The organism is Streptomyces sp. A0592 (assembly GCF_004795115.1).
Classification (GTDB): Bacteria; Actinomycetota; Actinomycetes; order Streptomycetales; family Streptomycetaceae; genus Streptomyces; species Streptomyces erythrochromogenes.
Genome location: NZ_SSBM01000005.1, coordinates 76,695 through 98,236 on the forward strand (window position 1 = coordinate 76,695; position 21,542 = coordinate 98,236).

Annotated in this window: 32 protein-coding genes; all 32 read left to right on the forward strand. The window is 67.3% G+C overall.

Annotated elements, in window-relative coordinates; all coding sequences use genetic code 11:
• Window position 1 precedes the first annotated feature (1 nt).
• The 32 genes from E6U81_RS09615 (at window position 2) to rpsK (ending at window position 21,514) form a co-directional block, all read left to right on the forward strand.
• Entirely contained in the window at window positions 2–901 is a 900-nt protein-coding gene (locus E6U81_RS09615; protein WP_136229675.1) for a glycosyltransferase family 2 protein, read from the forward strand.
• 31 nt (window positions 902–932) lie between these two features.
• Complete coding sequence (locus E6U81_RS09620) at window positions 933–2,741, forward strand: hypothetical protein (RefSeq protein ID WP_136229676.1); 1,809 nt, start codon at window positions 933–935, stop codon at window positions 2,739–2,741.
• Window positions 2,742–2,879: 138 nt separating this feature from the next.
• Window positions 2,880–5,483 carry a peptidoglycan recognition protein gene (locus E6U81_RS09625; protein WP_136229677.1) on the forward strand — a complete coding sequence of 868 codons (2,604 nt, stop codon included), beginning with the start codon at window positions 2,880–2,882 and terminating at the stop codon, window positions 5,481–5,483.
• Window positions 5,484–5,577: 94 nt separating this feature from the next.
• Window positions 5,578–6,702: a hypothetical protein gene (locus E6U81_RS09630; RefSeq protein WP_136229678.1), complete on the forward strand. Its 1,125-nt coding sequence runs from the start codon at window positions 5,578–5,580 to the stop codon at window positions 6,700–6,702.
• A gap of 475 nt (window positions 6,703–7,177) precedes the next feature.
• The gene (gene rpsJ / locus E6U81_RS09635; protein WP_003948644.1) at window positions 7,178–7,486 is read left to right on the forward strand and encodes a 30S ribosomal protein S10; all 309 of its coding nucleotides are present in this window, start codon (window positions 7,178–7,180) and stop codon (window positions 7,484–7,486) included.
• Between the two features lie 14 nt (window positions 7,487–7,500).
• Window positions 7,501–8,145, forward strand: coding sequence for a 50S ribosomal protein L3 (gene rplC, locus E6U81_RS09640; RefSeq protein ID WP_007265899.1), 645 nt, complete (start codon window positions 7,501–7,503; stop codon window positions 8,143–8,145).
• Window positions 8,146–8,149: 4 nt separating this feature from the next.
• Window positions 8,150–8,800: a 50S ribosomal protein L4 gene (rplD, locus tag E6U81_RS09645; protein ID WP_136229679.1), complete on the forward strand. Its 651-nt coding sequence runs from the start codon at window positions 8,150–8,152 to the stop codon at window positions 8,798–8,800.
• The gene (gene rplW, locus E6U81_RS09650; protein ID WP_030154694.1) at window positions 8,800–9,123 is read left to right on the forward strand and encodes a 50S ribosomal protein L23; all 324 of its coding nucleotides are present in this window, start codon (window positions 8,800–8,802) and stop codon (window positions 9,121–9,123) included. The genes rplD and rplW overlap by 1 nt, the downstream gene beginning before the upstream one ends.
• Window positions 9,124–9,162: 39 nt before the next feature.
• Entirely contained in the window at window positions 9,163–9,999 is an 837-nt protein-coding gene (gene rplB, locus E6U81_RS09655) for a 50S ribosomal protein L2 (protein ID WP_008739715.1), read from the forward strand.
• A 12-nt stretch (window positions 10,000–10,011) separates the two neighbouring features.
• Window positions 10,012–10,293 (forward strand): 30S ribosomal protein S19, encoded by a 282-nt coding sequence (rpsS, locus tag E6U81_RS09660; protein WP_008739713.1) that lies wholly within the window; start codon window positions 10,012–10,014, stop codon window positions 10,291–10,293.
• A gap of 43 nt (window positions 10,294–10,336) precedes the next feature.
• On the forward strand, window positions 10,337–10,684 hold the full coding sequence (gene rplV, locus E6U81_RS09665; protein ID WP_037792011.1) for a 50S ribosomal protein L22: 348 nt from the start codon (window positions 10,337–10,339) through the stop codon (window positions 10,682–10,684).
• Window positions 10,684–11,523, forward strand: a complete 840-nt coding sequence (rpsC, locus tag E6U81_RS09670; RefSeq protein WP_007265905.1) for a 30S ribosomal protein S3 — start codon at window positions 10,684–10,686, stop codon at window positions 11,521–11,523. The genes rplV and rpsC overlap by 1 nt, the downstream gene beginning before the upstream one ends.
• 5 nt (window positions 11,524–11,528) lie before the next feature.
• A complete protein-coding gene (gene rplP, locus E6U81_RS09675; RefSeq protein WP_030026326.1) occupies window positions 11,529–11,948 on the forward strand; it encodes a 50S ribosomal protein L16 in 420 nt (139 codons plus the stop codon).
• Window positions 11,948–12,172, forward strand: a complete 225-nt coding sequence (rpmC, locus tag E6U81_RS09680) for a 50S ribosomal protein L29 (RefSeq protein WP_008739703.1) — start codon at window positions 11,948–11,950, stop codon at window positions 12,170–12,172. The genes rplP and rpmC overlap by 1 nt, the downstream gene beginning before the upstream one ends.
• Entirely contained in the window at window positions 12,172–12,453 is a 282-nt protein-coding gene (gene rpsQ, locus E6U81_RS09685; protein ID WP_136229680.1) for a 30S ribosomal protein S17, read from the forward strand. Before rpmC ends, rpsQ begins: the two co-directional genes overlap by 1 nt.
• Window positions 12,454–12,558: 105 nt before the next feature.
• The gene (gene rplN, locus E6U81_RS09690) at window positions 12,559–12,927 is read left to right on the forward strand and encodes a 50S ribosomal protein L14 (RefSeq protein WP_008739701.1); all 369 of its coding nucleotides are present in this window, start codon (window positions 12,559–12,561) and stop codon (window positions 12,925–12,927) included.
• A gap of 2 nt (window positions 12,928–12,929) precedes the next feature.
• Window positions 12,930–13,241 carry a 50S ribosomal protein L24 gene (gene rplX / locus E6U81_RS09695; RefSeq protein ID WP_030008468.1) on the forward strand — a complete coding sequence of 104 codons (312 nt, stop codon included), beginning with the start codon at window positions 12,930–12,932 and terminating at the stop codon, window positions 13,239–13,241.
• Window positions 13,241–13,792 carry a 50S ribosomal protein L5 gene (gene rplE / locus E6U81_RS09700; protein WP_030154702.1) on the forward strand — a complete coding sequence of 184 codons (552 nt, stop codon included), beginning with the start codon at window positions 13,241–13,243 and terminating at the stop codon, window positions 13,790–13,792. The genes rplX and rplE overlap by 1 nt, the downstream gene beginning before the upstream one ends.
• A gap of 5 nt (window positions 13,793–13,797) precedes the next feature.
• Window positions 13,798–13,983: a type Z 30S ribosomal protein S14 gene (locus E6U81_RS09705; RefSeq protein ID WP_003956452.1), complete on the forward strand. Its 186-nt coding sequence runs from the start codon at window positions 13,798–13,800 to the stop codon at window positions 13,981–13,983.
• 221 nt (window positions 13,984–14,204) lie between these two features.
• Complete coding sequence (rpsH, locus tag E6U81_RS09715; protein ID WP_007265911.1) at window positions 14,205–14,603, forward strand: 30S ribosomal protein S8; 399 nt, start codon at window positions 14,205–14,207, stop codon at window positions 14,601–14,603.
• 20 nt (window positions 14,604–14,623) lie between these two features.
• The gene (rplF, locus tag E6U81_RS09720) at window positions 14,624–15,163 is read left to right on the forward strand and encodes a 50S ribosomal protein L6 (RefSeq protein WP_030653648.1); all 540 of its coding nucleotides are present in this window, start codon (window positions 14,624–14,626) and stop codon (window positions 15,161–15,163) included.
• Window positions 15,164–15,165: 2 nt separating this feature from the next.
• Window positions 15,166–15,549, forward strand: a complete 384-nt coding sequence (gene rplR, locus E6U81_RS09725) for a 50S ribosomal protein L18 (protein ID WP_030026334.1) — start codon at window positions 15,166–15,168, stop codon at window positions 15,547–15,549.
• 45 nt (window positions 15,550–15,594) lie between these two features.
• On the forward strand, window positions 15,595–16,197 hold the full coding sequence (gene rpsE, locus E6U81_RS09730) for a 30S ribosomal protein S5 (protein WP_046779243.1): 603 nt from the start codon (window positions 15,595–15,597) through the stop codon (window positions 16,195–16,197).
• Complete coding sequence (rpmD, locus tag E6U81_RS09735) at window positions 16,197–16,379, forward strand: 50S ribosomal protein L30 (RefSeq protein ID WP_005313525.1); 183 nt, start codon at window positions 16,197–16,199, stop codon at window positions 16,377–16,379. The genes rpsE and rpmD overlap by 1 nt, the downstream gene beginning before the upstream one ends.
• Before the next feature lie 2 nt (window positions 16,380–16,381).
• Complete coding sequence (gene rplO / locus E6U81_RS09740) at window positions 16,382–16,837, forward strand: 50S ribosomal protein L15 (RefSeq protein WP_008739693.1); 456 nt, start codon at window positions 16,382–16,384, stop codon at window positions 16,835–16,837.
• A 187-nt stretch (window positions 16,838–17,024) separates the two neighbouring features.
• Window positions 17,025–18,338 (forward strand): preprotein translocase subunit SecY, encoded by a 1,314-nt coding sequence (gene secY, locus E6U81_RS09745; RefSeq protein ID WP_136229681.1) that lies wholly within the window; start codon window positions 17,025–17,027, stop codon window positions 18,336–18,338.
• Window positions 18,338–18,985 (forward strand): adenylate kinase, encoded by a 648-nt coding sequence (locus tag E6U81_RS09750; protein ID WP_136229682.1) that lies wholly within the window; start codon window positions 18,338–18,340, stop codon window positions 18,983–18,985. The genes secY and E6U81_RS09750 overlap by 1 nt, the downstream gene beginning before the upstream one ends.
• A 92-nt stretch (window positions 18,986–19,077) precedes the next feature.
• The gene (map, locus tag E6U81_RS09755) at window positions 19,078–19,929 is read left to right on the forward strand and encodes a type I methionyl aminopeptidase (protein ID WP_030653658.1); all 852 of its coding nucleotides are present in this window, start codon (window positions 19,078–19,080) and stop codon (window positions 19,927–19,929) included.
• Window positions 19,930–20,067: 138 nt separating this feature from the next.
• Window positions 20,068–20,289, forward strand: coding sequence for a translation initiation factor IF-1 (infA, locus tag E6U81_RS09760; RefSeq protein WP_003956442.1), 222 nt, complete (start codon window positions 20,068–20,070; stop codon window positions 20,287–20,289).
• 73 nt (window positions 20,290–20,362) lie between these two features.
• On the forward strand, window positions 20,363–20,476 hold the full coding sequence (rpmJ, locus tag E6U81_RS09765) for a 50S ribosomal protein L36 (protein WP_003956441.1): 114 nt from the start codon (window positions 20,363–20,365) through the stop codon (window positions 20,474–20,476).
• Between the two features lie 198 nt (window positions 20,477–20,674).
• Window positions 20,675–21,055, forward strand: coding sequence for a 30S ribosomal protein S13 (gene rpsM, locus E6U81_RS09770; RefSeq protein ID WP_007265919.1), 381 nt, complete (start codon window positions 20,675–20,677; stop codon window positions 21,053–21,055).
• Window positions 21,056–21,109: 54 nt separating this feature from the next.
• Window positions 21,110–21,514 (forward strand): 30S ribosomal protein S11, encoded by a 405-nt coding sequence (gene rpsK / locus E6U81_RS09775; protein WP_003956432.1) that lies wholly within the window; start codon window positions 21,110–21,112, stop codon window positions 21,512–21,514.
• Window positions 21,515–21,542 lie beyond the last annotated feature (28 nt).

Below are 21,542 nucleotides of genomic sequence, written 5' to 3' on the forward strand. Positions count from 1 at the left end.
CATGGTGACCTTCGACTTCATGCTCCCCTACTACGGGGACGTGCAGCTGATGCAGGACGCCGTCCGCAGCGTCCTGGCGCAGACGGACCGGGACTTCCGCCTCGTCGTGATCGACGACGGCAAGGAGCCCGAGGTACCGGGCTGGTTCGCCGGGCTCGGCGACGACCGCGTGCACTACACGCGCAACGAGCAGAACCTCGGCATCACCAAGAACTTCCAGAAGTGCGTGCGGCTGTCCGAGGCCGACTACGTGGTCATCATGGGCTGCGACGACGTGCTGCACCCCCACTACCTGGAGACCGTCCGCTCGATCATCGAGGAGCGGCCGGGCATCGGGATGGTCCAGCCCGGCGTCGAGGTCATCGACGGCACCGGCCAGGTGACCCAGGGCCTGGCCGACAACACCAAGAAGCGGCTGTACGCACCGCAGGTGAAGGGCCGCCGCCTGATGGGCGGCGAGGAGCTGGCCGCCAGCGTGCTGCGCGGCAACTGGCTCTACTTCCCGTCGATCGCCTGGCGCGGCGAGGTGCTGCGCAAGGTGAACTTCCGCGACGACTACTCGGTGATCCAGGACCTCGCGCTCGTCGTCGACCTGCTCGAAGGCGGGGAGCAGATGGTCATCGACAACTCGACGACCGTCTTCCAGTACCGCCGGCATGCCGTCAGCGAGTCGTCGGTCCAGGCCTTCTCCGGCACCCGCTTCGCCGAGGCCGAGCGCTACTTCTCCGCCGTGGCCGACCGCATGGACGCCCGCGGCTGGCCGAAGGCGGCCCGCGCGGCGCGCTTCCACAGTGCCTCCCGGCTGCACGCGCTGACGATGCTCCCCGGAGCCCTCCGTAGCGGCAACAAGGCGGGCGCCCGCACGCTGGCGAAGCACGCCTTCACCTCCGGCCAGAACTGATCAGAGCCCGCCCACCACGAAACGGACCGAGATGACACACCTGGCCACCGAGGCGGTCGGCGAGGCCGGCGCCCCGGACCGGCGTCCTGGCGAACCGGCGAAGGCCGCGAGCCGCCCGTCCCCCTCACGGGGCGAGGCGTGGCTCTCCCGTAGGTGGGTGCTGGTCCTGGCCGAGGTGGTCGTCAGCGTGGTGGCGGCCCTCGGCTACACGCTGCTGAGCCGCCACATCGGCGTCAACCCGATGAACCGCATCGGCCAGGTCAGCGGACTCGCCAGGCTCCAGCTGCACGTCGCCGTCATCGGGCTCCCGCTGCTCGCACTGCTGCTCTACACGGCCTACCGGGGCTCGGACCGGCGTCACCGGATCGTCAAGCGGCTGGTCTGCGGCGCCCTGGCCGGGCTGGCCACCGGCGTCGTGGCCGGCGGCATCGTCGTCGCGCTGCGCGGCACCCCGCACCCGCTCGGCGGCCAGGAGGGCGACCCGAGCGTTCTGGTGGAGATGGCCAACTCGTTCCTGTCGGGCGAGGGCATGTCGGGCATCTACCCGCCCGCGTTCCCGGCGCTGATGGCCCTGTGGGCCAAGGTCCGCTACGACGGCCTCGGCAGCGCGGGCTTCGCCCTGCACGACCTCCAGATCATCTGCAGCGCCCTGGTCGGCCCGATGGCCTACCTGTCCTGGCGCCTGCTGCTCCGCCCCCTCTGGGCGCTGCTGATCGCCGTCCCGGCGGCCGTGCTCTTCCTCGACCCGGTCCGCCCGTACAGCCACGTCGTGATGATCGTGCTGCTGCCGCTCCTCGGGTACTGCTTCCGCGAGCTGCGCAGGTCGGCCGGCCGCACCCCGAAGTCCCTGGCGCTGCGCGGCGCCGGCCTCGGCGCGGTCTTCGGCGTGCTCTTCCTCTGGTACTCGGGCTGGTTCGTCTGGGCCGCGCCCGGCGCCGCCGTGCTCTTCCTCTTCCTCTTCCCGTGGCGGGCCGGCGCCCCCGCGGTGAAGCGGGCGGCGCTGTTCGTCGGGTCCGTACTCGTCACCGCCGGGATCATCGGCGCCCCGCTGCTCTACCAGATGGCACGGCTGGGCTCGCAGACCCCGGACCGGTACGCCTACCTCGGCGTGTACGCGGACCCGGGCTACGTGCTGGGATGGATCTCCGACCGGACCGGCTACATCAAGTACAACCAGTGGCCGGTCTCCGGGGAGATGGCCGGTCAGACCGGGTTCGCGCTGCTGCTGATCCTGGGTGTGGGCCTCGGAGTCGGCCTGGGCCTGCGGAACATCATGGTCCGTACCGCTGCGGCGGTCCTCGCGGGCGCCTGGCTCGCCCGCTTCTGGTTCGCCTCGCACATGGAGCACGACAAGGCGGTCCAGCTCTTCCCGCGGACCACCTGGATCATCATGTACTCGCTGATGATCCTGGCCGTCCTCGGCGTGATGGTGGCGGTCCAGCGGGGCTCGGGCTGGACCGAGCGGACCCTGCGCCCGGCCTCCGCCGCCCCGTCGGCGCGGGTCCTCCCGCGCCGGACGATCCGTCAGCTCTCGGCCGGCATGGTGTGCGCGGTCGCGCTGTTCGCCACCATGGGCGCCTCCTGGTCGGTCAACCGCTACATGCCGACGCACGAGGACACCGACCTCATGGGCCTCGACGCCTGGCGCGCGCACGACATCAAGCTGCCCAACGGCAAGTGCCCGCGCTTCGCGCCGAACAAGGGCTGCGAGGACCTCGACGTCAAGCTGTGGAAGCAGTTCAAGGACGACGGCGAGATCTGGTGCGCCAACATCGTGGCCAAGGACTGGCCCGCGATCTGCGGCCGCAAGGCGCCATTCAAGGACAAGTCGGTGGAATAGCACTCGCGTGCGACCCGACTGCGATGCGCATCACGCCCGCACCCCCCGTCCCGCCCTGATCGGCCGTCATCCCGGCCAGTAAGATCCCGTCGGCCAGTGCTCTCACCTGGCGGGTTCTCTATAGGGGTTGGGGACAACTTGAAACTAGGTCGTGCGCGCGGGACGGCTCTGGCCGCCGCGCTCGGCGTCGTGGCGGTCCTGGGCATACAGGGCGTCGCGAACGGCACGGGCGGCTCCGACGAGGGCGAGGTGTCGCCCTACAGCGCCCGCGCCCGCGAGAAGGGACCGGTCGAGGGGGAGGTGCACAAGCTCGCCCTCAAGCCCAAGGGCAGGGGCGAGGCCGTCCTCTCCCAGCAGGACACCGAGCCGTTCGGGCTCCTCGGCGTCTCCTGGACCGACCCCGAGGCGGAGGTGACGGGCAAGATCGAGGCCCGCACCCGTGACGCCGACAGCGGAAAGTGGTCGAAGTGGGTCGTGCTGGAGCAGGCCGAGTCCGGCCTCGACGGCAAGCGCCCGGGCCTGCGCGGCGCCACCGAACCGGTCTGGGTCGGCCCGTCCGACGGCGCCGAGGTACGGGTGACCGGGGGCGGCGCACTGCCCGCCGGCATGGAGCTGAACCTGGTGGACCCGGGCGCCGGCGCCGCCCAGGCCAAGAAGAAGAACGACCTGGGCCTCGGCCCGGCCGCCTTCTCCCTCCCCGCCGTCGACCCCGCGCCGACGACGCCGGGACCGGAATCCACCGCCCCGCGGCCGGACGTGGTCTCCCGCGTGCAGTGGGGCGCCGACGAGTCCCTGAACAACGAGGGACCGATCTACCTGCCCGGCGCGAAGATCAAGGCCGTCTTCGTCCACCACACGGCGGCCACCGCGCCCTACGAGTGCTCCGAGTCCGCGGCCATCGTCCGGGGTCTGCACGTCTACCACGTGAAGACCAACGGCTGGCGCGACCTCGGCTACAACTTCCTCGTCGACAAGTGCGGCACCCTCTTCGAGGGCCGCCAGGGCGGCGTGGACCAGCCTGTCCAAGGCGCCCACACCTACGGCTGGAACGCCGAGTCGACCAGCGTCTCCGTCCTCGGCGACTACACGAACGGCGGCGCCTCCGCCGCCGCGCTCGAAGGCATCTCCAAGGCCGCGGCGTACAAGCTGGGCCAGTACGACGGAGACATGAACGGCACCGCGACGCTGACCGCGGGCGACACGCAGAAGAACTACTTCGGCACCTCCTTCACCAAGGGGCAGCAGTACCAGTTCAAGTCGCTCTCGGGTCACCGCGACGGCTTCAACACCCAGTGCCCGGGCAACTCGCTCTACCCGCAGCTGGAGGCGCTCCGCCAGACGGGCCCCGCGGCCCAGCTGAAGATCGCCTCGGTGAACGGCGCGACGGCGGCGCCGGGCGCCACCCTCCCGAGCGGCGCCGCCCTCACCGTCGACTGGACCACCAGCACGGCCACCGGCCGGCTGGCCAAGTTCGAGCTCCTCGTGGACGGTGAGGCCGCCGCGGTGACCGACGGCGCGGGCCGCAAGGCGACCGCGGTCGTGACCGACGGCAAGCACGAGGTCCGGGTCCGGGCGACCGCCGCGAACGGCAAGGTCTCCACGAGCCTCGCGGTCACCGTCGAAGCGGACGTCAAGGGCGCCAAGTTCGTCCCCCTGACCCCGAAGCGGTTGATGGACACCCGCGAGGGCCTCGGCGTCCGCAAGGGCCCCGTCGGCAGCGGCGAAGTGGTCACCCTGCCGGTGGCCGCGGCCACCGGCGGCACGCCCACCGCGGTGGTGCTGAACGTGACGGCGACGAACCCGACGCAGCCGAGCTTCGTGTCGGTGTACCCGAGCGGCACGACCCGCTCCAGCGCGTCGAACCTGAACTTCACCCCGGGCCGGACGATCCCCAACCTGGTGGTCGTGCCGGTCATCAACGGGAGCGTCAGCTTCTACAACAACCAGGGCACCGTCGACCTGATCGCGGACATCACCGGCTACTTCACCTCCACCGGTGACGGCGCCACGCAGACCAACTTCGGCCCGAAGCGCCTGATGGACACCCGCACGGGCGCCGGCGTCCCGGCCGCCCCGGTCGGCACCGGCGGCGTGGTCACCCTGCCCGTGGCGGGCGTCGACGGCATCCCGGCCACCGGCGTCAAGGCCGTGGTGCTGAACGTGACGGCGACGAACCCGACGCAGCCGAGCTTCGTGTCGGTGTACCCGAGCGGCACGACCCGCTCCAGCGCGTCGAACCTGAACTTCACCCCGGGCCAGACGATCCCCAACCTGGTCGTCGTGCCGGTCGTGGACGGCAAGGTCAGCTTCTACAACAACCAGGGCACCGTCGACCTGATCGCGGACATCACCGGCTACTTCTCCGACAGCGACACGGGCGCCACGCACGCGAACTTCGGCCCGAAGCGCCTGATGGACACCCGCACGGGCACCGGCGTCCGCCAGGGCCCGGTCACCGGCGGCAGCGTCGTCACCCTGCCCGTGGCGGGCATCGGCGGCATCCCGGCCACCGGGATCAAGGCCGTGGCGCTGAACGTGACCGCGACGAACCCGACCGAGGCCAGCTTCGTGTCGGTCTTCCCGAGCGGCACGACCCGTACGAGCGCCTCGAACCTGAACTTCACCCCCGGCCTGACCATCCCCAACCTGGTGGTCGTGCCCGTGGTGGACGGCAAGGTCAGCTTCTACAACAACTCGGGATCCGTGGACCTCATCGCGGACATCACGGGGTACTTCCGCTGAGCGTGTGAACACACCTTTGCGCAGGTGAGGGGGCTCCGCACCGAAAGGTGCGGGGCCCCTCACGCATGTCGGGCAGACAAGGGGAGGACAGGGCATGGGGAAGAACGACCACCACGACAGACCGGGCGTCTCCGACGAGGAGTGGGCGCGGTTCATGGAGCAGGCCGCCCAGGGGGCGGGGGACGCGCCGAAGGAGCCCTCGGCCCGGGCGCGCATGGTCACCGCGCGGCTGCGCTCCACGCAGGGCCAGGAGCCGCCCGGCTGGCGCACCGGCCCCGCACCGCGGCAGCGCCGCCGCCCGGGCAGGCTGGGAGCCGTCCTGGCCGTCCTCGGCATCGCGGGGCTCGCGCTGATCGCCGTACGACCCGAGCTGGTGATCGACCGGCTCACCGGCAAGACCGCAGCCCGTGAGGAGGCCGCGAAGGCCGGCCCACTGGCACCGGAGACCGAGCGCCCCACCGCCCCGCCGCCCTCGCTGGACCCGGACCGCCCGACCCTGAAGGAGCCCTTCCGGGGCTCCCCGGCCCTCCAGTGGGCGGACGGCGCCGCCGGCATCGAGATACCGGAGGCCACCGCAGTGAACGGGGTCAGCCGCGAGCTGGTCGCCCAGGGGCTGGAGCGGACGAAGCAGTTCCTGGTGCTCGCCAACCTGGACCCGGCGACGCTGCGCGGCGAGCGCCCCACCGCGGCCCTGCAGATGATCGACCCCGGCCAGCGGGAGATGGTGGACCGGCTGGAAGGGGCCCTGGCCCGCCCGGGCCGGGACGCGGACCCGCTCCAGGTGTTCACCCGCGCCGACCCGGCACAGGTGCGCCTCGCCGGCGACGTGGTGAAGGTGCGCGGCCGGATGACGGTCGAGCCCGGCGCGAGCCCGGGCCAGATCGACGTCATGACCGACTACACCTTCGTCTACCCGCTGGTCCAGGCGAAGAGCGGTGCCGAGGAGGTCAGCCGCACCATCGTGCGCAGGCAGATGGAGTTCACCTTCGCCGACCCCCGCAAGTGGCGGGTCGAGGCGGGGATGATGCAGGTCGGGCCCTACCAGTACGACATCGCGAACTCGGAGTGCTTCGTCCACGACGGGTACCTGCATCCGATGTTCCAGGACGCCCCGACCGACGGCCCCGAGCCGACGGGGCCGCCCAGGGACCCGTACGACCGCAGCCAGGCCCTGGAACAGCCCGAGAAGGAGGGCTGCGGAACGGTCTCGCGGACCTGACGCCGCCGGGGGAGGGGCCCCGCCGGGCACAGGGCGCGGCGCAGTTTGACCACTCAGCGTGGCGGGGTATTCTCTTCCGCCCGATTGGCCAGGTACGTGTCTCGTATGGCAGACTGTTCAAGTTGCTCGGCTGAGTGCCGATGCTGCGCGCCTCCCGCCGGGAGGACCGGAAGCGAGTCCCACAGTACTCGTCGTCCTTAATCTGCCCCTCGGGGCAGCAATGGGGACGGACGTACGGGAATCTTCTGGGAAGTGTCAGCACGGTGCACACCAGGCACTCGGTGGGTGTTTCTCCCCCGAAGCGCGGTCTTGGGACCGCACCCCCTTGGACGAGGGAATTTCCGTATGGGAATTTTCTGTGGAGGGAGTGCGACACGCCCGACCGCGTGGGTCGGAGGAGAGGCAGCGGGACCCCGTCCCGCAGCCGACCGGGAGCCAGAGCGTTTCCACACAGAGACAGGACTACGGAGTAGCCATGGCGGGACAGAAGATCCGCATCCGGCTCAAGGCCTACGACCACGAGGTCATCGATTCCTCGGCGAAGAAGATCGTCGAGACGGTGACGCGCACTGGTGCGTCGGTCGCGGGCCCGGTGCCGCTGCCCACTGAGAAGAACGTGTACTGCGTCATCAAGTCGCCGCACAAGTACAAGGACTCGCGCGAGCACTTCGAGATGCGCACGCACAAGCGCCTGATCGACATCCTCGACCCGACCCCCAAGACCGTTGACTCGCTGATGCGCCTGGACCTTCCGGCCGGCGTTGACATCGAGATCAAGCTCTGAGAGGCGTCGAGAAGATGGCAAAGCAGATCAAGGGCGTCCTGGGCGAGAAGCTCGGCATGACCCAGGTCTGGGACGAGAACAACCGTGTCGTCCCGGTGACCGTGGTCAAGGCCGGACCCTGCGTCGTTACCCAGGTCCGTACGAACGACATCGACGGCTACGAGTCGGTCCAGATCGCCTTCGGCGAGATCGACCCGCGCAAGGTGAACAAGCCCCTCAAGGGCCACTTCGCCAAGGCCGACGTGACCCCCCGCCGCCACCTGGTGGAGCTCCGCACCTCCGACGCCAGCGAGTACACGCTCGGCCAGGAGATCACTGCTGAGGTGTTCGAGTCCGGCGTCAAGGTTGACGTCACGGGCAACAGCAAGGGCAAGGGCTTCGCCGGTGTCATGAAGCGGCACAACTTCCGGGGCCTCGGCGCCGGTCACGGTGTGCAGCGCAAGCACCGCTCCCCCGGTTCGATCGGTGGCTGCGCCACCCCTGGGCGTGTCTTCAAGGGCATGCGCATGGCCGGTCGCATGGGTAACGAGCGCGTCACCACCCAGAACCTGACCATCCACGCGGTTGACGCGGAGAAGGGTCTGCTCCTCATCAAGGGCGCAGTCCCCGGTCCGAACGGCGGCCTCGTCCTGGTCCGTACCGCGGCCAAGGGGGCTTGAGGTAATGAGCACCATTGACATCCTTTCGCCGGCAGGCGACAAGGCCGGTACCGTCGAGCTCCCCGCGGAGATCTTCGACGCCAAGACCAGCGTTCCGCTGATCCACCAGGTCGTTGTCGCTCAGCTGGCTGCTGCCCGTCAGGGCACGCACAAGACCAAGACCCGTGGCGAAGTCCGTGGTGGTGGCCGCAAGCCGTACCGCCAGAAGGGCACCGGCCGCGCCCGTCAGGGTTCGACCCGCGCTCCGCAGTTCGCCGGCGGTGGCGTCGTCCACGGCCCGCAGCCGCGTGACTACTCGCAGCGGACCCCCAAGAAGATGAAGGCCGCCGCCCTCCGCGGTGCCCTCTCGGACCGTGCGCGTCACTCCCGCATCCACGTCGTCACCGGCGTGGTCGAGGGTGCCGCCTCCACGAAGGCCGCCAAGACGCTGTTCGGCAAGATCTCGGAGCGCAAGAACCTGCTCCTGGTCGTCGAGCGTGCCGACGAGGCCGCGTGGCTGTCCGCCCGCAACCTGCCCCAGGTTCACATCCTGGAGCCGGGCCAGCTGAACACGTACGACGTGATCGTCTCTGACGACGTGGTCTTCACCCAGGCCGCGCTCGAGTCCTTCGTGTCTGGCCCCAAGGCCGATGAGACCGAAGGGAGCGACGCCTGATGTCTGAGGCGACCGTTACCAGCAAGACCTTCACCGACCCGCGCGACCTGCTGATCAAGCCGGTTGTCTCGGAGAAGAGCTACGCACTGCTGGACGAGAACAAGTACACGTTCATCGTCGCGCCTGGCTCCAACAAGACCCAGATCAAGCAGGCCGTGGAAGCGGTCTTCGGGGTCAAGGTCACCGGGGTCAACACGATCAACCGTCAGGGTAAGCGCAAGCGCACCAAGACCGGTTTCGGCAAGCGCGCTGACACCAAGCGCGCCATCGTGACCCTCGCTGAGGGCGACCGAATCGACATCTTCGGCGGCCAGGCCTCCTAACGGAGGTCTAGTCGTCCGGAATCGGACGAGGACTGAGAAATGGGTATCCGCAAGTACAAGCCGACGACCCCGGGCCGTCGTGGCTCCAGCGTCGCCGACTTTGTCGAGATCACGCGGTCCACGCCGGAGAAGTCGCTGGTTCGCCCCCTGCACAGCAAGGGCGGCCGTAACAACACCGGTCGGATCACCGTTCGCCACCAGGGTGGTGGACACAAGCGCGCCTACCGCGTGATCGACTTCCGTCGTCACGACAAGGACGGCGTGCCGGCCAAGGTCGCGCACATCGAGTACGACCCCAACCGCACCGCGCGCATCGCGCTCCTGCACTACGCGGACGGCGAGAAGCGCTACATCATCGCGCCGAAGGCTCTGAAGCAGGGCGACCGGATTGAGAACGGCCCCACGGCCGACATCAAGCCCGGCAACAACCTTGCGCTCCGCAACATCCCGGTCGGTACCACGATCCACGCGATCGAGCTCCGTCCCGGTGGCGGCGCCAAGTTCGCGCGCTCGGCCGGTGCCTCCGTGCAGCTGCTGGCGAAGGAGGGCACGATGGCCCACCTTCGTATGCCGTCGGGCGAGATCCGTCTCGTCGACGCGCGCTGCCGCGCCACCGTCGGTGAGGTCGGCAACGCCGAGCAGTCGAACATCAACTGGGGCAAGGCCGGCCGCATGCGCTGGAAGGGCGTTCGCCCCTCCGTCCGCGGTGTCGCGATGAACCCGGTTGACCACCCGCACGGTGGTGGTGAGGGCAAGACCAGTGGTGGTCGCCACCCGGTCTCCCCGTGGGGTCAGAAGGAGGGTCGTACTCGCTCGCCGAAGAAGGCTTCGAGCAAGTACATCGTCCGCCGCCGCAAGACGAACAAGAAGCGCTAGGAGCGGGTTTAGATGCCGCGCAGTCTCAAGAAGGGGCCCTTCGTCGACGACCACCTCGTAAAGAAGGTGGACGTCCAGAACGAAGCCGGCACCAAGAACGTCATCAAGACCTGGTCCCGTCGCTCGATGATCATCCCCAGCATGCTGGGTCACACCATCGCGGTGCACAACGGCAAGACCCACGTCCCGGTGTTCGTCACCGAGTCGATGGTCGGCCACAAGCTCGGCGAGTTCTCGCCGACTCGCACCTTCCGCGGCCACGTCAAGGACGACCGGAAGTCGAAGCGCCGCTAAAGGCGGGGTGGTTACGACTATGACTTACACCGAAGGGACAACCATGGAAGCCAGGGCCCAGGCGCGGTACATCCGCGTCACGCCCATGAAGGCCCGCCGAGTGGTGGACCTTATCCGTGGCATGGATGCCACGGAGGCTCAGGCGGTCCTGCGTTTCGCCCCGCAGGCCGCGAGCGTGCCGGTTGGCAAGGTGCTGGACAGCGCCATTGCCAATGCCGCACACAACTACAACCACCCGGACGCCTCCACGCTGGTCATCAGCGAGGCGTTCGTGGACGAGGGCCCGACCCTGAAGCGGTTCCGTCCGCGTGCGCAGGGCCGTGCCTACCGGATCCGCAAGCGGACCAGCCACATCACCGTGGTCGTCAGCAGCAAGGAAGGTTCCCGGTAATGGGCCAGAAGGTAAACCCGCACGGGTTCCGGCTCGGCATCACCACCGACTTCAAGTCGCGTTGGTACGCCGACAAGCTGTACAAGGACTACGTCAAGGAAGACGTCGCCATCCGTCGGATGATGACGTCCGGCATGGAGCGCGCCGGCATCTCGAAGGTTGAGATCGAGCGCACCCGTGACCGCGTGCGTGTGGACATCCACACCGCTCGTCCGGGCATCGTCATCGGCCGCCGTGGCGCCGAGGCCGACCGCATCCGCGGTGACCTCGAGAAGCTCACGGGCAAGCAGGTCCAGCTGAACATCCTCGAGGTCAAGAACCCCGAGCTCGACGCTCAGCTCGTTGCCCAGGCCGTTGCCGAGCAGCTCTCCTCCCGCGTCTCCTTCCGTCGTGCCATGCGCAAGAGCATGCAGGGCACGATGAAGGCCGGCGCCAAGGGCATCAAGATCCAGTGCGGCGGCCGCCTCGGCGGCGCCGAGATGTCCCGCTCCGAGTTCTACCGCGAGGGTCGTGTGCCGCTGCACACGCTGCGCGCGAACGTGGACTACGGCTTCTTCGAGGCCAAGACCACCTTCGGCCGTATCGGTGTGAAGGTCTGGATCTACAAGGGCGACGTCAAGAACATCGCCGAGGTTCGCGCCGAGAACGCTGCGGCCCGTGCGGGTAACCGCCCGGCCCGTGGTGCCGGCGCTGGCGACCGTCCCGCCGGCCGTGGTGGCCGTGGTGGCGAGCGCGGCGGCCGTGGTGGCCGCAAGCCGCAGCAGGCTGCTGGTGCCGAGGCCCCCAAGGCCGACGCTCCCGCCGCCGCTCCGGCTGAGAGCACCGGAACGGAGGCCTGACCGACATGCTGATCCCTCGTAGGGTCAAGCACCGCAAGCAGCACCACCCGAAGCGCCGCGGTATGGCCAAGGGCGGTACTGAGGTCTCGTTCGGCGAGTACGGCATCCAGGCGCTGACCCCGGCGTACGTGACGAACCGCCAGATCGAGGCGGCTCGTATCGCGATGACCCGCCACATCAAGCGTGGCGGCAAGGTCTGGATCAACATCTACCCGGACCGCCCGCTCACGAAGAAGCCCGCCGAGACCCGCATGGGTTCCGGTAAGGGTTCTCCCGAGTGGTGGATCGCCAACGTGCACCCGGGCCGGGTCATGTTCGAGCTGTCCTACCCGAACGAGAAGATTGCTCGTGAGGCGCTCACCCGCGCTGCTCACAAGCTTCCGATGAAGTGCCGGATTGTTCGGCGCGAGGCAGGTGAGTCGTGATGGCGACGGGAACCAAGGCGTCCGAGCTGCGTGAGCTCGGCAACGAGGAGCTCGTTGGCAAGCTGCGCGAGGCCAAGGAGGAGCTGTTCAAGCTCCGCTTCCAGGCGGCCACGGGTCAGCTGGAGAACAACGGCCGGCTCAAGTCCGTCCGTAAGGACATCGCTCGCATCTACACCCTGATGCACGAGCGTGAGCTCGGTATCGAGACGGTGGAGAGCGCCTGATGAGCGAGAACAACGTGACTGAGAAGACCGACCGCGGCTTCCGCAAGACCCGTGAGGGTCTGGTCGTCAGCGACAAGATGGACAAGACCGTCGTCGTCGCCGTCGAGGACCGCGTCAAGCACGCCCTGTACGGCAAGGTCATCCGCCGTACGAACAAGCTCAAGGCGCACGACGAGCAGAACGCTGCCGGCGTCGGCGACCGCGTCCTCATCATGGAGACGCGTCCGCTGTCGGCGAGCAAGCGCTGGCGCATCGTCGAGATCCTCGAGAAGGCCAAGTAAGCACCTGAGGGGTTTCCCTCAGGTTCGTTCCGCCAGGCTCGGTGGGGGCGACGCTCTCCGGAGTGAAGCCCCCGCCGGGAACCGGCAGACAAACAGGAGATACACGTGATCCAGCAGGAGTCGCGACTGCGTATCGCCGACAACACTGGTGCCAAGGAAATCCTTTGCATCCGTGTTCTCGGTGGTTCCGGTCGCCGCTACGCGGGCATCGGTGACGTCATCGTCGCCACCGTCAAGGACGCGATCCCCGGTGGCAACGTGAAGAAGGGTGACGTCGTCAAGGCGGTCATCGTTCGCACCGTCAAGGAGCGTCGCCGCCAGGACGGCTCGTACATCCGCTTTGACGAGAATGCCGCCGTCATTCTGAAGAACGACGGCGACCCTCGCGGCACCCGTATCTTCGGCCCGGTGGGCCGTGAGCTGCGCGAGAAGAAGTTCATGAAGATCATCTCGCTCGCGCCGGAGGTGCTGTAAGCATGAAGATCAAGAAGGGCGACCTGGTTCAGGTCATCACCGGTAAGGACAAGGGCAAGCAGGGCAAGGTCATCGTCGCCTTCCCCGCCGACAACCGCGTCCTCGTCGAGGGTGTCAACCGGGTCAAGAAGCACACCAAGGCTGCGCAGAACCAGGCCGGTGGCATTGTGATCACCGAGGCCCCGGTCCACGTCAGCAACGTTCAGCTGGTTGTGGAGAAGGACGGCAAGAAGGTCGTCACCCGCGTCGGCTACCGCTTCGACGACGAGGGCAACAAGATCCGCGTTGCCAAGCGGACGGGTGAGGACATCTGATGGCTACCACTCCGCGTCTCAAGACGAAGTACCGCGAGGACATCGCGGGCAAGCTGCGTGAGGAGTTCTCCTACGAGAACGTCATGCAGATCCCCGGCCTCGTGAAGATCGTGGTCAACATGGGTGTGGGCGACGCCGCCCGCGACTCCAAGCTGATCGACGGCGCCATCCGCGACCTGACGACGATCACCGGTCAGAAGCCGGCCGTCACGAAGGCCCGCAAGTCCATCGCGCAGTTCAAGCTGCGCGAGGGTCAGCCGATCGGCTGCCACGTCACCCTCCGTGGTGACCGCATGTGGGAGTTCCTGGACCGTACGCTGTCGCTCGCGCTGCCGCGTATCCGTGACTTCCGTGGTCTGTCGCCGAAGCAGTTCGACGGCCGTGGCAACTACACCTTCGGTCTCACGGAGCAGGTCATGTTCCACGAGATCGACCAGGACAAGATCGACCGTACCCGGGGTATGGACATCACCGTGGTCACCACGGCGACCAACGACGCTGAGGGCCGCGCGCTCCTTCGTCACCTCGGCTTCCCCTTCAAGGAGGCGTAAGCGAGATGGCGAAGAAGGCTCTCATCGCGAAGGCTGCCCGCAAGCCCAAGTTCGGTGTGCGTGCGTACACCCGCTGCCAGCGCTGCGGTCGTCCCCACTCCGTGTACCGCAAGTTCGGCCTCTGCCGCGTGTGCCTCCGTGAGATGGCTCACCGTGGCGAGCTGCCGGGCGTGACCAAGAGCTCCTGGTAAACACCCTCGTCCGCAAGGACTTGGGCGTCACCAGGCACTCTCGGTAAGCATCTGGACGGTGGGTGCCCAGCCGCGCATGCCTTAGGCTTGTGTGGTTGGGCGTCCGCCGCCCTATCGACTTACTACGCCGTAGGTCCCCGCACCGCACCCGTCCCGCCACTGAGTGGGGAGAGGGATGGCGCATACAGGAAACCCCGGCGAGAGAGGCCGAAGGCCACTTCATGACCATGACTGACCCGATCGCAGACATGCTGACCCGTCTGCGTAACGCTAACTCGGCGTACCACGACACCGTCGTGATGCCGCACAGCAAGATCAAGTCGCACATCGCGGAGATCCTCAAGCAGGAGGGTTTCATCACCGGCTGGAAGGTCGAGGACGCCGAGGTCGGCAAGAACCTCGTCCTTGAGCTGAAGTTCGGGCCGAACCGTGAGCGCTCCATCGCGGGCATCAAGCGGATCTCGAAGCCCGGTCTGCGCGTGTACGCGAAGTCCACCAACCTGCCGAAGGTCCTTGGCGGCCTGGGCGTGGCGATCATCTCCACGTCCCACGGTCTCCTGACCGGCCAGCAGGCAGGCAAGAAGGGCGTAGGTGGGGAAGTCCTCGCCTACGTCTGGTAGTCGGGAACGGAGGAAAAGCAATGTCGCGAATCGGCAAGCTCCCCATCCAGGTTCCCGCCGGTGTGGACGTCACCATCGATGGCCAGACGGTCAACGTGAAGGGCCCCAAGGGTTCCCTCGCGCACACCGTTAAGGCGCCCATCGCAGTTGTCAAGGACGAGGACGGCGTTCTGAACGTCACCCGTCCGAACGACGAGCGTCAGAACAAGGCCCTGCACGGCCTGTCCCGCACGCTGGTGGCGAACATGATCACCGGTGTGACCACGGGATACGTCAAGGCTCTCGAGATCAGCGGTGTCGGTTACCGCGTGGCCGCGAAGGGCTCCAACCTGGAGTTCCAGCTCGGCTACAGCCACCCGATCCTGGTGGAGGCGCCCGAGGGCATCTCCTTCAAGGTCGAGTCGCCGACCAAGTTCTCGGTCGAGGGCATCGACAAGCAGAAGGTCGGCGAGGTCGCCGCCAACATCCGCAAGCTGCGGAAGCCCGACCCGTACAAGGCCAAGGGTGTCAAGTACGCCGGCGAGGTCATCCGCCGCAAGGTCGGAAAGGCTGGTAAGTAGCCATGGCATACGGTGTGAAGATCGCCAAGGGCGACGCGTACAAGCGCGCTGCCAAGGCTCGCCGCCACATCCGCATCCGCAAGAACGTCTCGGGTACGGCGGAGCGTCCGCGCCTCGTCGTGACGCGTTCCAACCGCAACATCGTTGCTCAGGTCATCGACGACCTCCAGGGTCACACCCTGGCGTCGGCGTCGACCCTGGACGCTTCGATCCGCGGTGGCGAAGGCGACAAGAGCGCCCAGGCCCAGGCCGTCGGCGCGCTCGTCGCCGAGCGTGCCAAGGCCGCGGGTGTCGAGACCGTCGTCTTTGACCGCGGTGGCAACCGATACGCCGGGCGCATTGCCGCTCTGGCTGACGCCGCCCGCGAAGCCGGGCTGAAGTTCTAAGCCCCGGTTCCGGGACTCACGGACGTAACAGAGAGAGGTAATCCAATGGCTGGACCCCAGCGCCGCGGAAGCGGTGCCGGTGGCGGCGAGCGGCGGGACCGGAAGGGTCGCGACGGTGGCGCTGCCGCCGAGAAGACCGCTTACGTTGAGCGCGTTGTCGCGATCAACCGTGTCGCCAAGGTTGTCAAGGGTGGTCGTCGCTTCAGCTTCACCGCGCTCGTCGTGGTGGGTGACGGTGACGGCACGGTAGGTGTCGGTTACGGCAAGGCCAAGGAAGTTCCCGCGGCCATCGCCAAGGGCGTCGAGGAAGCCAAGAAGAACTTCTTCAAGGTTCCCCGCATCCAGGGCACCATCCCGCACCCGATCCAGGGCGAGAAGGCGGCCGGCGTTGTCCTGCTGAAGCCTGCTTCCCCCGGTACCGGTGTTATCGCCGGTGGCCCGGTGCGCGCCGTTCTGGAGTGCGCCGGCGTTCACGACATCCTGTCGAAGTCCCTGGGCTCCGACAACGCGATCAACATCGTGCACGCGACCGTGGCGGCCCTCAAGGGCCTGCAGCGTCCCGAGGAGATCGCGGCTCGCCGTGGTCTGCCCCTCGAGGACGTCGCCCCCGCGGCTCTCCTTCGTGCACGTGCCGGGGCGGGTGTCTGATGGCCCGCCTCAAGATCACGCAGACGAAGTCGTACATCGGCAGCAAGCAGAACCACCGCGACACGCTGCGTTCGCTCGGGCTCAAGCGCCTGAACGACGTCGTCGTCAAGGAGGACCGCCCCGAGTTCCGCGGAATGGTGCACACCGTCCGCCACCTCGTGACGGTTGAGGAGGTTGACTAATCATGGCTGAGAACAGCCCGCTGAAGGCCCACAACCTCCGTCCCGCCCCCGGCGCCAAGACCGCGAAGACCCGTGTCGGTCGTGGTGAGGCGTCGAAGGGTAAGACGGCCGGTCGTGGTACGAAGGGCCAGAAGGCCCGTTACCAGATCCCGCAGCGCTTCGAGGGTGGGCAGATGCCCCTCCACATGCGCCTGCCGAAGCTCAAGGGCTTCAAGAACCCGTTCCGCACCGAGTTCCAGGTCGTGAACCTGGACAAGCTCGGCGCTCTCTACCCCGAGGGTGGAGAAGTCACGGTGGCCGACCTGGTCGCCAAGGGCGCGGTTCGCAAGAACAGCCTCGTCAAGGTCCTGGGCCAGGGCGAGCTCTCCGTGGCGCTGCAGGTTTCGGTTGACGCCGTTTCCGCCTCCGCCAAGGAGAAGATTGCCGCTGCCGGCGGCACTGTCACCGAGCTCGTCTAAGACGATTTCAGTGGCTGAATAGCTCAAAACCCGACCGGGGATGCCTCACATATGGGGCATCCCCGGTTGGTCGTTCCACGGGGGGCACACTCGCCGGTAAGGTGGCGTGCACCATTGCTTTGTCGTATACGTCGATCCCTCAGACCGTCACCTCTGACGCAGTAGCGCGGGGGTCGCAGGAGGCACCGTGCTCACCGCGTTCGCCCGGGCGTTCAAGACGCCCGACCTGCGCAAGAAGCTGCTCTTCACGCTCGGCATCATCGTGCTGTTCCGGCTCGGGTCACATGTCCCCGTTCCCGGCGTGAGCTACAAGAACGTACAGATCTGCGTTGAACAGGCCGGAAGCAGCAATGGTCTGTTCGGCCTCGTCAACATGTTCAGCGGTGGCGCGCTGCTGCAGATCACGATCTTTGCGCTCGGCATCATGCCGTACATCACGGCGAGCATCATTCTGCAGCTGCTGACCGTGGTCATCCCGAAGCTGGAGACCCTCAAAAAAGAGGGCCAGTCCGGCACGGCGAAGATCACTCAGTACACGCGCTATCTGACGGTCGCGCTCGCGATCCTCCAGGGCACCGGCCTCGTCGCCACCGCCCGGACGGGCGCCCTGTTCCAGGGGTGCCAGGTCGCCAGCCAGATCGTTCCCGACCGGTCGATCTTCACCACGGTCGTCATGGTGATCACCATGACCGCCGGTACCTGCGTCGTCATGTGGCTCGGTGAGCTCATCACCGACCGCGGCATCGGCAACGGCATGTCGATCCTCATGTTCATCTCGATCGCCGCCGGCTTCATCGGCGCCCTGTGGCAGATCAAGCTCCAGGGCAAGATCGCTGACGGCTGGGTCGAGTTCGGCGTCGTCATGCTGGTCGGCCTCGCGATGGTCGGCCTGGTGGTCTTCGTCGAGCAGGCGCAGCGCCGGATCCCGGTCCAGTACGCGAAGCGCATGATCGGCCGCCGTGCCTACGGCGGTACCTCCACCTACATCCCGCTCAAGGTGAACCAGGCGGGCATCATCCCCGTCATCTTCGCCTCGTCGCTGCTCTACATCCCGGCACTGGTCGTGCAGTTCAGCGGGTCCACCGCGGGCTGGGCCACCTGGATCCAGAAGCACTTCGTCAAGGGCGACCACCCGTACTACATCGCTGTCTACTTCCTCCTGATCGTCTTCTTCGCGTTCTTCTACGTGGCGATCTCGTTCAACCCCGAGGAAGTTGCAGACAACATGAAGAAGTATGGTGGGTTCATCCCCGGTATCCGCGCCGGTCGACCCACCGCCGAGTACCTGAGCTACGTGCTCAACCGGATCACCTGGCCGGGGTCGCTGTACCTGGGTCTCATCGCTCTTGTGCCGACGATGGCGTTGGCCGGCTTCGGAGCGAACCAGAACTTCCCGTTCGGCGGGACGAGCATCCTCATCATCGTGGGTGTGGGTCTGGAAACCGTGAAGCAGATCGAGAGCCAGCTCCAGCAGCGTAACTACGAAGGGTTCCTCCGCTGATGCGAATCGTCCTCGTCGGACCGCCCGGTGCGGGCAAGGGCACGCAGGCCGCGTTCCTTGCCAAGAACCTGTCGATCCCGCACATCTCCACGGGCGACCTGTTCCGGGCCAACATCAGCCAGGGCACCGAGCTGGGCCTGCGCGCCAAGGCGTTCATGGACGCGGGCGACCTCGTCCCGGACGAGATCACCATCGGCATGGCGAAGGACCGGATGGAGCAGTCCGACGCCGCCGGCGGCTTCCTGCTCGACGGCTTCCCGCGCAACGTCTCCCAGGCCGAGGCCCTCGACGTGATGCTGCAGGAGTCGGGCATGAAGCTCGACGCCGTCCTCGACCTGGAGGTCGAGGAGGACGAGGTCGTCAAGCGCATCGCCGGCCGCCGCGTCTGCCGCAACGAGTCCGCGCACGTCTTCCACGTGGTGTACGCCGCCCCGAAGACCGAGGGCGTCTGCGACCACTGCGGTGGCGAGCTCTACCAGCGCGGTGACGACTCCGAGGCCACGGTGCGCAACCGGCTGGAGGTCTACCACACGCAGACCGAGCCGATCATCGACTACTACAAGGCCCAGGGCCTGCTGGTGACCATCCCGGCCCTCGGTGAGGTCGCGGACGTCACGAAGCGCGCCATGGACGCCCTGCAGAAGTAGTCCCCAGTAGTACAGGTACGGCCGCGGTGTCCCCAGGGCATCGCGGCCGTACTGTTGAGAAGACCCGTTTCGAAGCTGGAAGGCACGCCCCTATGGTGCAGATCAAGACCCCCGAGCAGATCGCGAAGATGCGCGAGGCGGGGCTGGTCGTCGCCGCGATCCATGCGGCGACGCGTGAGGCGGCCGTGCCGGGCGCCACCACGCGGGATCTGGACATGGTGGCCCGCAAGGTCATCGCGGACGCCGGGGCGAAGTCGAACTTCCTCGGCTACGGCGGCTTCCCCGCGACGATCTGTACCTCGGTGAACGAGGTCGTCGTCCACGGCATCCCGGACGACAAGACCGTCCTCAAGGACGGCGACATCATCTCGATCGACGCCGGCGCGATCGTGGACGGCTGGCACGGGGACGCCGCGTACACGGCCTTCGTGGGCACCGGTCACGCTCCGGAGCTGGTGGAGCTGTCCCGGGTCACCGAGGAGTCCATGTGGGCCGGCATCGCCGCCATGAAGCTGGGCAACCGCCTCGTGGACATCTCCAAGGCGATCGAGACGTACATCAAGCGCCAGCCCCGCCCCTCCACCGGTGAGCACAGCCTCGGCAAGTTCGGGATCATCGAGGACTACGGCGGCCACGGCATCGGGTCCGAGATGCACATGGACCCGCACCTGCTGAACTACGTCTCGCGCAAGCGGGGCAAGGGGATCAAGCTGGTTCCGGGCGTCTGCCTGGCGATCGAGCCCATGGTCTCCCTGGGCACCGCCCAGACGGAGGTCCTCTCCGACGACTGGACGGTCATCACGACGGACGGCACCTGGTCCTCGCACTGGGAGCACTCCATCGCGCTGACGGAGGCCGGTCCGATCGTCCTGACCAGCCCGGACTGCGGCAAGGCGAAGCTGGCGGAGTACGGGGTCACCACGGCCCCGGACCCCCTCGGTTAATGATCTAGACTCTGGGGCAAACTTTCCGGATTCGTCTTTCTGGGTGCCCTGACGTAGACTGACTCGTCGGCTCTCGTGCACTTCCATGTCTGCATGGCGCACGGAGCCGATCAAGGTAGCCGATTCGAAAGGCGAAGCGTGGCCAAGAAGCAAGGTGCCATCGAAATCGAGGGCACCGTGATCGAGTCCCTCCCGAACGCCATGTTCAAGGTGGAACTCCAGAACGGTCACAAGGTCCTCGCGCACATCAGCGGGAAGATGCGCATGCACTACATCCGCATCCTGCCCGATGACCGGGTCGTTGTGGAGCTGTCTCCGTACGACCTGACGCGTGGCCGGATCGTCTACCGATACAAGTAGATCTTGCTCTCACTCCTGCCTGGGCGTCCGTCCCGGTGCGGGTGGTGGCACTGACCCGGAGAACCTCACCAACATGAAGGTCAAGCCGAGCGTCAAGAAGATCTGCGACAAGTGCAAGGTGATCCGCCGTCACGGCCGGGTCATGGTCATCTGCGACAACCTGCGCCACAAGCAGCGCCAGGGCTGACGCACGCCGACCGACCTGCCTTAACGCAGTTCTTCGCGCGACGTAAGAAAACGTACATACGCAGAACCCGCCCAGCCCCGCAAGGGCCGGCGGCACCTCCGGCGGGGGCCGGGGACCCGGACGTACCATCGCCCACTCGGGTGGTCGGCGGTCGGGATCGGTTCTGTGGAAGACCCCCGAACACACAGGAGCCATTGAATGGCACGCGTTTCCGGTGTTGACATCCCGCGCGAAAAGCGTGTGGAGATCGCACTCACCTACGTCTTCGGTATCGGGCGCACCCGGTCCAAGGAGATCCTCGCCTCCACCGGCGTGAACCCGAACACCCGCGTTCGTGACCTGGCCGAAGAGGACCTCGTCAAGATCCGCGAGTACGTGGACGCCAACCTCCGTACCGAGGGTGACCTCCGCCGCGAGATCCAGGGCGACATTCGCCGCAAGATCGAGATCCAGTGCTACCAGGGTATCCGCCACCGTCGCGGCCTCCCGGTGCACGGCCAGCGCACCAGCACGAACGCGCGTACCCGCAAGGGCCCGCGTCGCGCGATCGCCGGTAAGAAGAAGCCGGGCAAGAAGTAGTCCTGTTCAGCGGTCTTGCGCTGTAGGACCGACCACCTCCCGTAGGAGATTTAGATGCCCCCCAAGGGTCGTCAGGGCGCTGCCAAGAAGGTGCGCCGCAAGGAAAAGAAGAACGTCGCTCACGGGCACGCCCACATCAAGAGCACGTTCAACAACACCATCGTTTCGATCACGGACCCGTCCGGCAACGTGATCTCCTGGGCCTCCGCCGGCCACGTCGGCTTCAAGGGCTCGCGCAAGTCCACCCCCTTCGCCGCGCAGATGGCCGCCGAGTCGGCCGCCCGCCGCGCGCAGGAGCACGGCATGCGCAAGGTTGACGTCTTCGTCAAGGGTCCGGGCTCCGGCCGCGAGACCGCGATCCGCTCCCTCCAGGCCACCGGCCTCGAGGTCGGCTCGATCCAGGACGTCACCCCCACCCCGCACAACGGCTGCCGCCCGCCGAAGCGCCGCCGCGTCTGACGCAGCGGACGCACAGTTGCGTTCTTGA

What these genes read in the sequence shown, in the direction of transcription:
- rplC (WP_007265899.1), top strand. Translation starts at nt 7,501, where the DNA reads ATGGCAAAGCAGATCAAGGGCGTCCTGGGCGAGAAGCTCGGCATGACC.
- rplF (WP_030653648.1), top strand. Translation starts at nt 14,624, where the DNA reads ATGTCGCGAATCGGCAAGCTCCCCATCCAGGTTCCCGCCGGTGTGGAC.
- rpsE (WP_046779243.1), top strand. Translation starts at nt 15,595, where the DNA reads ATGGCTGGACCCCAGCGCCGCGGAAGCGGTGCCGGTGGCGGCGAGCGG.
- rplB (WP_008739715.1), top strand. Translation starts at nt 9,163, where the DNA reads ATGGGTATCCGCAAGTACAAGCCGACGACCCCGGGCCGTCGTGGCTCC.
- rpmJ (WP_003956441.1), top strand. Translation starts at nt 20,363, where the DNA reads ATGAAGGTCAAGCCGAGCGTCAAGAAGATCTGCGACAAGTGCAAGGTG.
- E6U81_RS09620 (WP_136229676.1), top strand. Translation starts at nt 933, where the DNA reads ATGACACACCTGGCCACCGAGGCGGTCGGCGAGGCCGGCGCCCCGGAC.
- rplO (WP_008739693.1), top strand. Translation starts at nt 16,382, where the DNA reads ATGGCTGAGAACAGCCCGCTGAAGGCCCACAACCTCCGTCCCGCCCCC.
- rplX (WP_030008468.1), top strand. Translation starts at nt 12,930, where the DNA reads ATGAAGATCAAGAAGGGCGACCTGGTTCAGGTCATCACCGGTAAGGAC.
- rpsJ (WP_003948644.1), top strand. Translation starts at nt 7,178, where the DNA reads ATGGCGGGACAGAAGATCCGCATCCGGCTCAAGGCCTACGACCACGAG.
- rplP (WP_030026326.1), top strand. Translation starts at nt 11,529, where the DNA reads ATGCTGATCCCTCGTAGGGTCAAGCACCGCAAGCAGCACCACCCGAAG.
- rplR (WP_030026334.1), top strand. Translation starts at nt 15,166, where the DNA reads ATGGCATACGGTGTGAAGATCGCCAAGGGCGACGCGTACAAGCGCGCT.
- map (WP_030653658.1), top strand. Translation starts at nt 19,078, where the DNA reads ATGGTGCAGATCAAGACCCCCGAGCAGATCGCGAAGATGCGCGAGGCG.
- rpmD (WP_005313525.1), top strand. Translation starts at nt 16,197, where the DNA reads ATGGCCCGCCTCAAGATCACGCAGACGAAGTCGTACATCGGCAGCAAG.
- rpsS (WP_008739713.1), top strand. Translation starts at nt 10,012, where the DNA reads ATGCCGCGCAGTCTCAAGAAGGGGCCCTTCGTCGACGACCACCTCGTA.
- rplW (WP_030154694.1), top strand. Translation starts at nt 8,800, where the DNA reads ATGTCTGAGGCGACCGTTACCAGCAAGACCTTCACCGACCCGCGCGAC.
- rplE (WP_030154702.1), top strand. Translation starts at nt 13,241, where the DNA reads ATGGCTACCACTCCGCGTCTCAAGACGAAGTACCGCGAGGACATCGCG.
- rplV (WP_037792011.1), top strand. Translation starts at nt 10,337, where the DNA reads ATGGAAGCCAGGGCCCAGGCGCGGTACATCCGCGTCACGCCCATGAAG.
- E6U81_RS09630 (WP_136229678.1), top strand. Translation starts at nt 5,578, where the DNA reads ATGGGGAAGAACGACCACCACGACAGACCGGGCGTCTCCGACGAGGAG.
- rpmC (WP_008739703.1), top strand. Translation starts at nt 11,948, where the DNA reads ATGGCGACGGGAACCAAGGCGTCCGAGCTGCGTGAGCTCGGCAACGAG.
- rpsM (WP_007265919.1), top strand. Translation starts at nt 20,675, where the DNA reads ATGGCACGCGTTTCCGGTGTTGACATCCCGCGCGAAAAGCGTGTGGAG.
- rpsC (WP_007265905.1), top strand. Translation starts at nt 10,684, where the DNA reads ATGGGCCAGAAGGTAAACCCGCACGGGTTCCGGCTCGGCATCACCACC.
- rpsQ (WP_136229680.1), top strand. Translation starts at nt 12,172, where the DNA reads ATGAGCGAGAACAACGTGACTGAGAAGACCGACCGCGGCTTCCGCAAG.
- E6U81_RS09750 (WP_136229682.1), top strand. Translation starts at nt 18,338, where the DNA reads ATGCGAATCGTCCTCGTCGGACCGCCCGGTGCGGGCAAGGGCACGCAG.
- rpsH (WP_007265911.1), top strand. Translation starts at nt 14,205, where the DNA reads ATGACCATGACTGACCCGATCGCAGACATGCTGACCCGTCTGCGTAAC.
- rplD (WP_136229679.1), top strand. Translation starts at nt 8,150, where the DNA reads ATGAGCACCATTGACATCCTTTCGCCGGCAGGCGACAAGGCCGGTACC.
- E6U81_RS09705 (WP_003956452.1), top strand. Translation starts at nt 13,798, where the DNA reads ATGGCGAAGAAGGCTCTCATCGCGAAGGCTGCCCGCAAGCCCAAGTTC.
- E6U81_RS09615 (WP_136229675.1), top strand. Translation starts at nt 2, where the DNA reads ATGGTGACCTTCGACTTCATGCTCCCCTACTACGGGGACGTGCAGCTG.
- rpsK (WP_003956432.1), top strand. Translation starts at nt 21,110, where the DNA reads ATGCCCCCCAAGGGTCGTCAGGGCGCTGCCAAGAAGGTGCGCCGCAAG.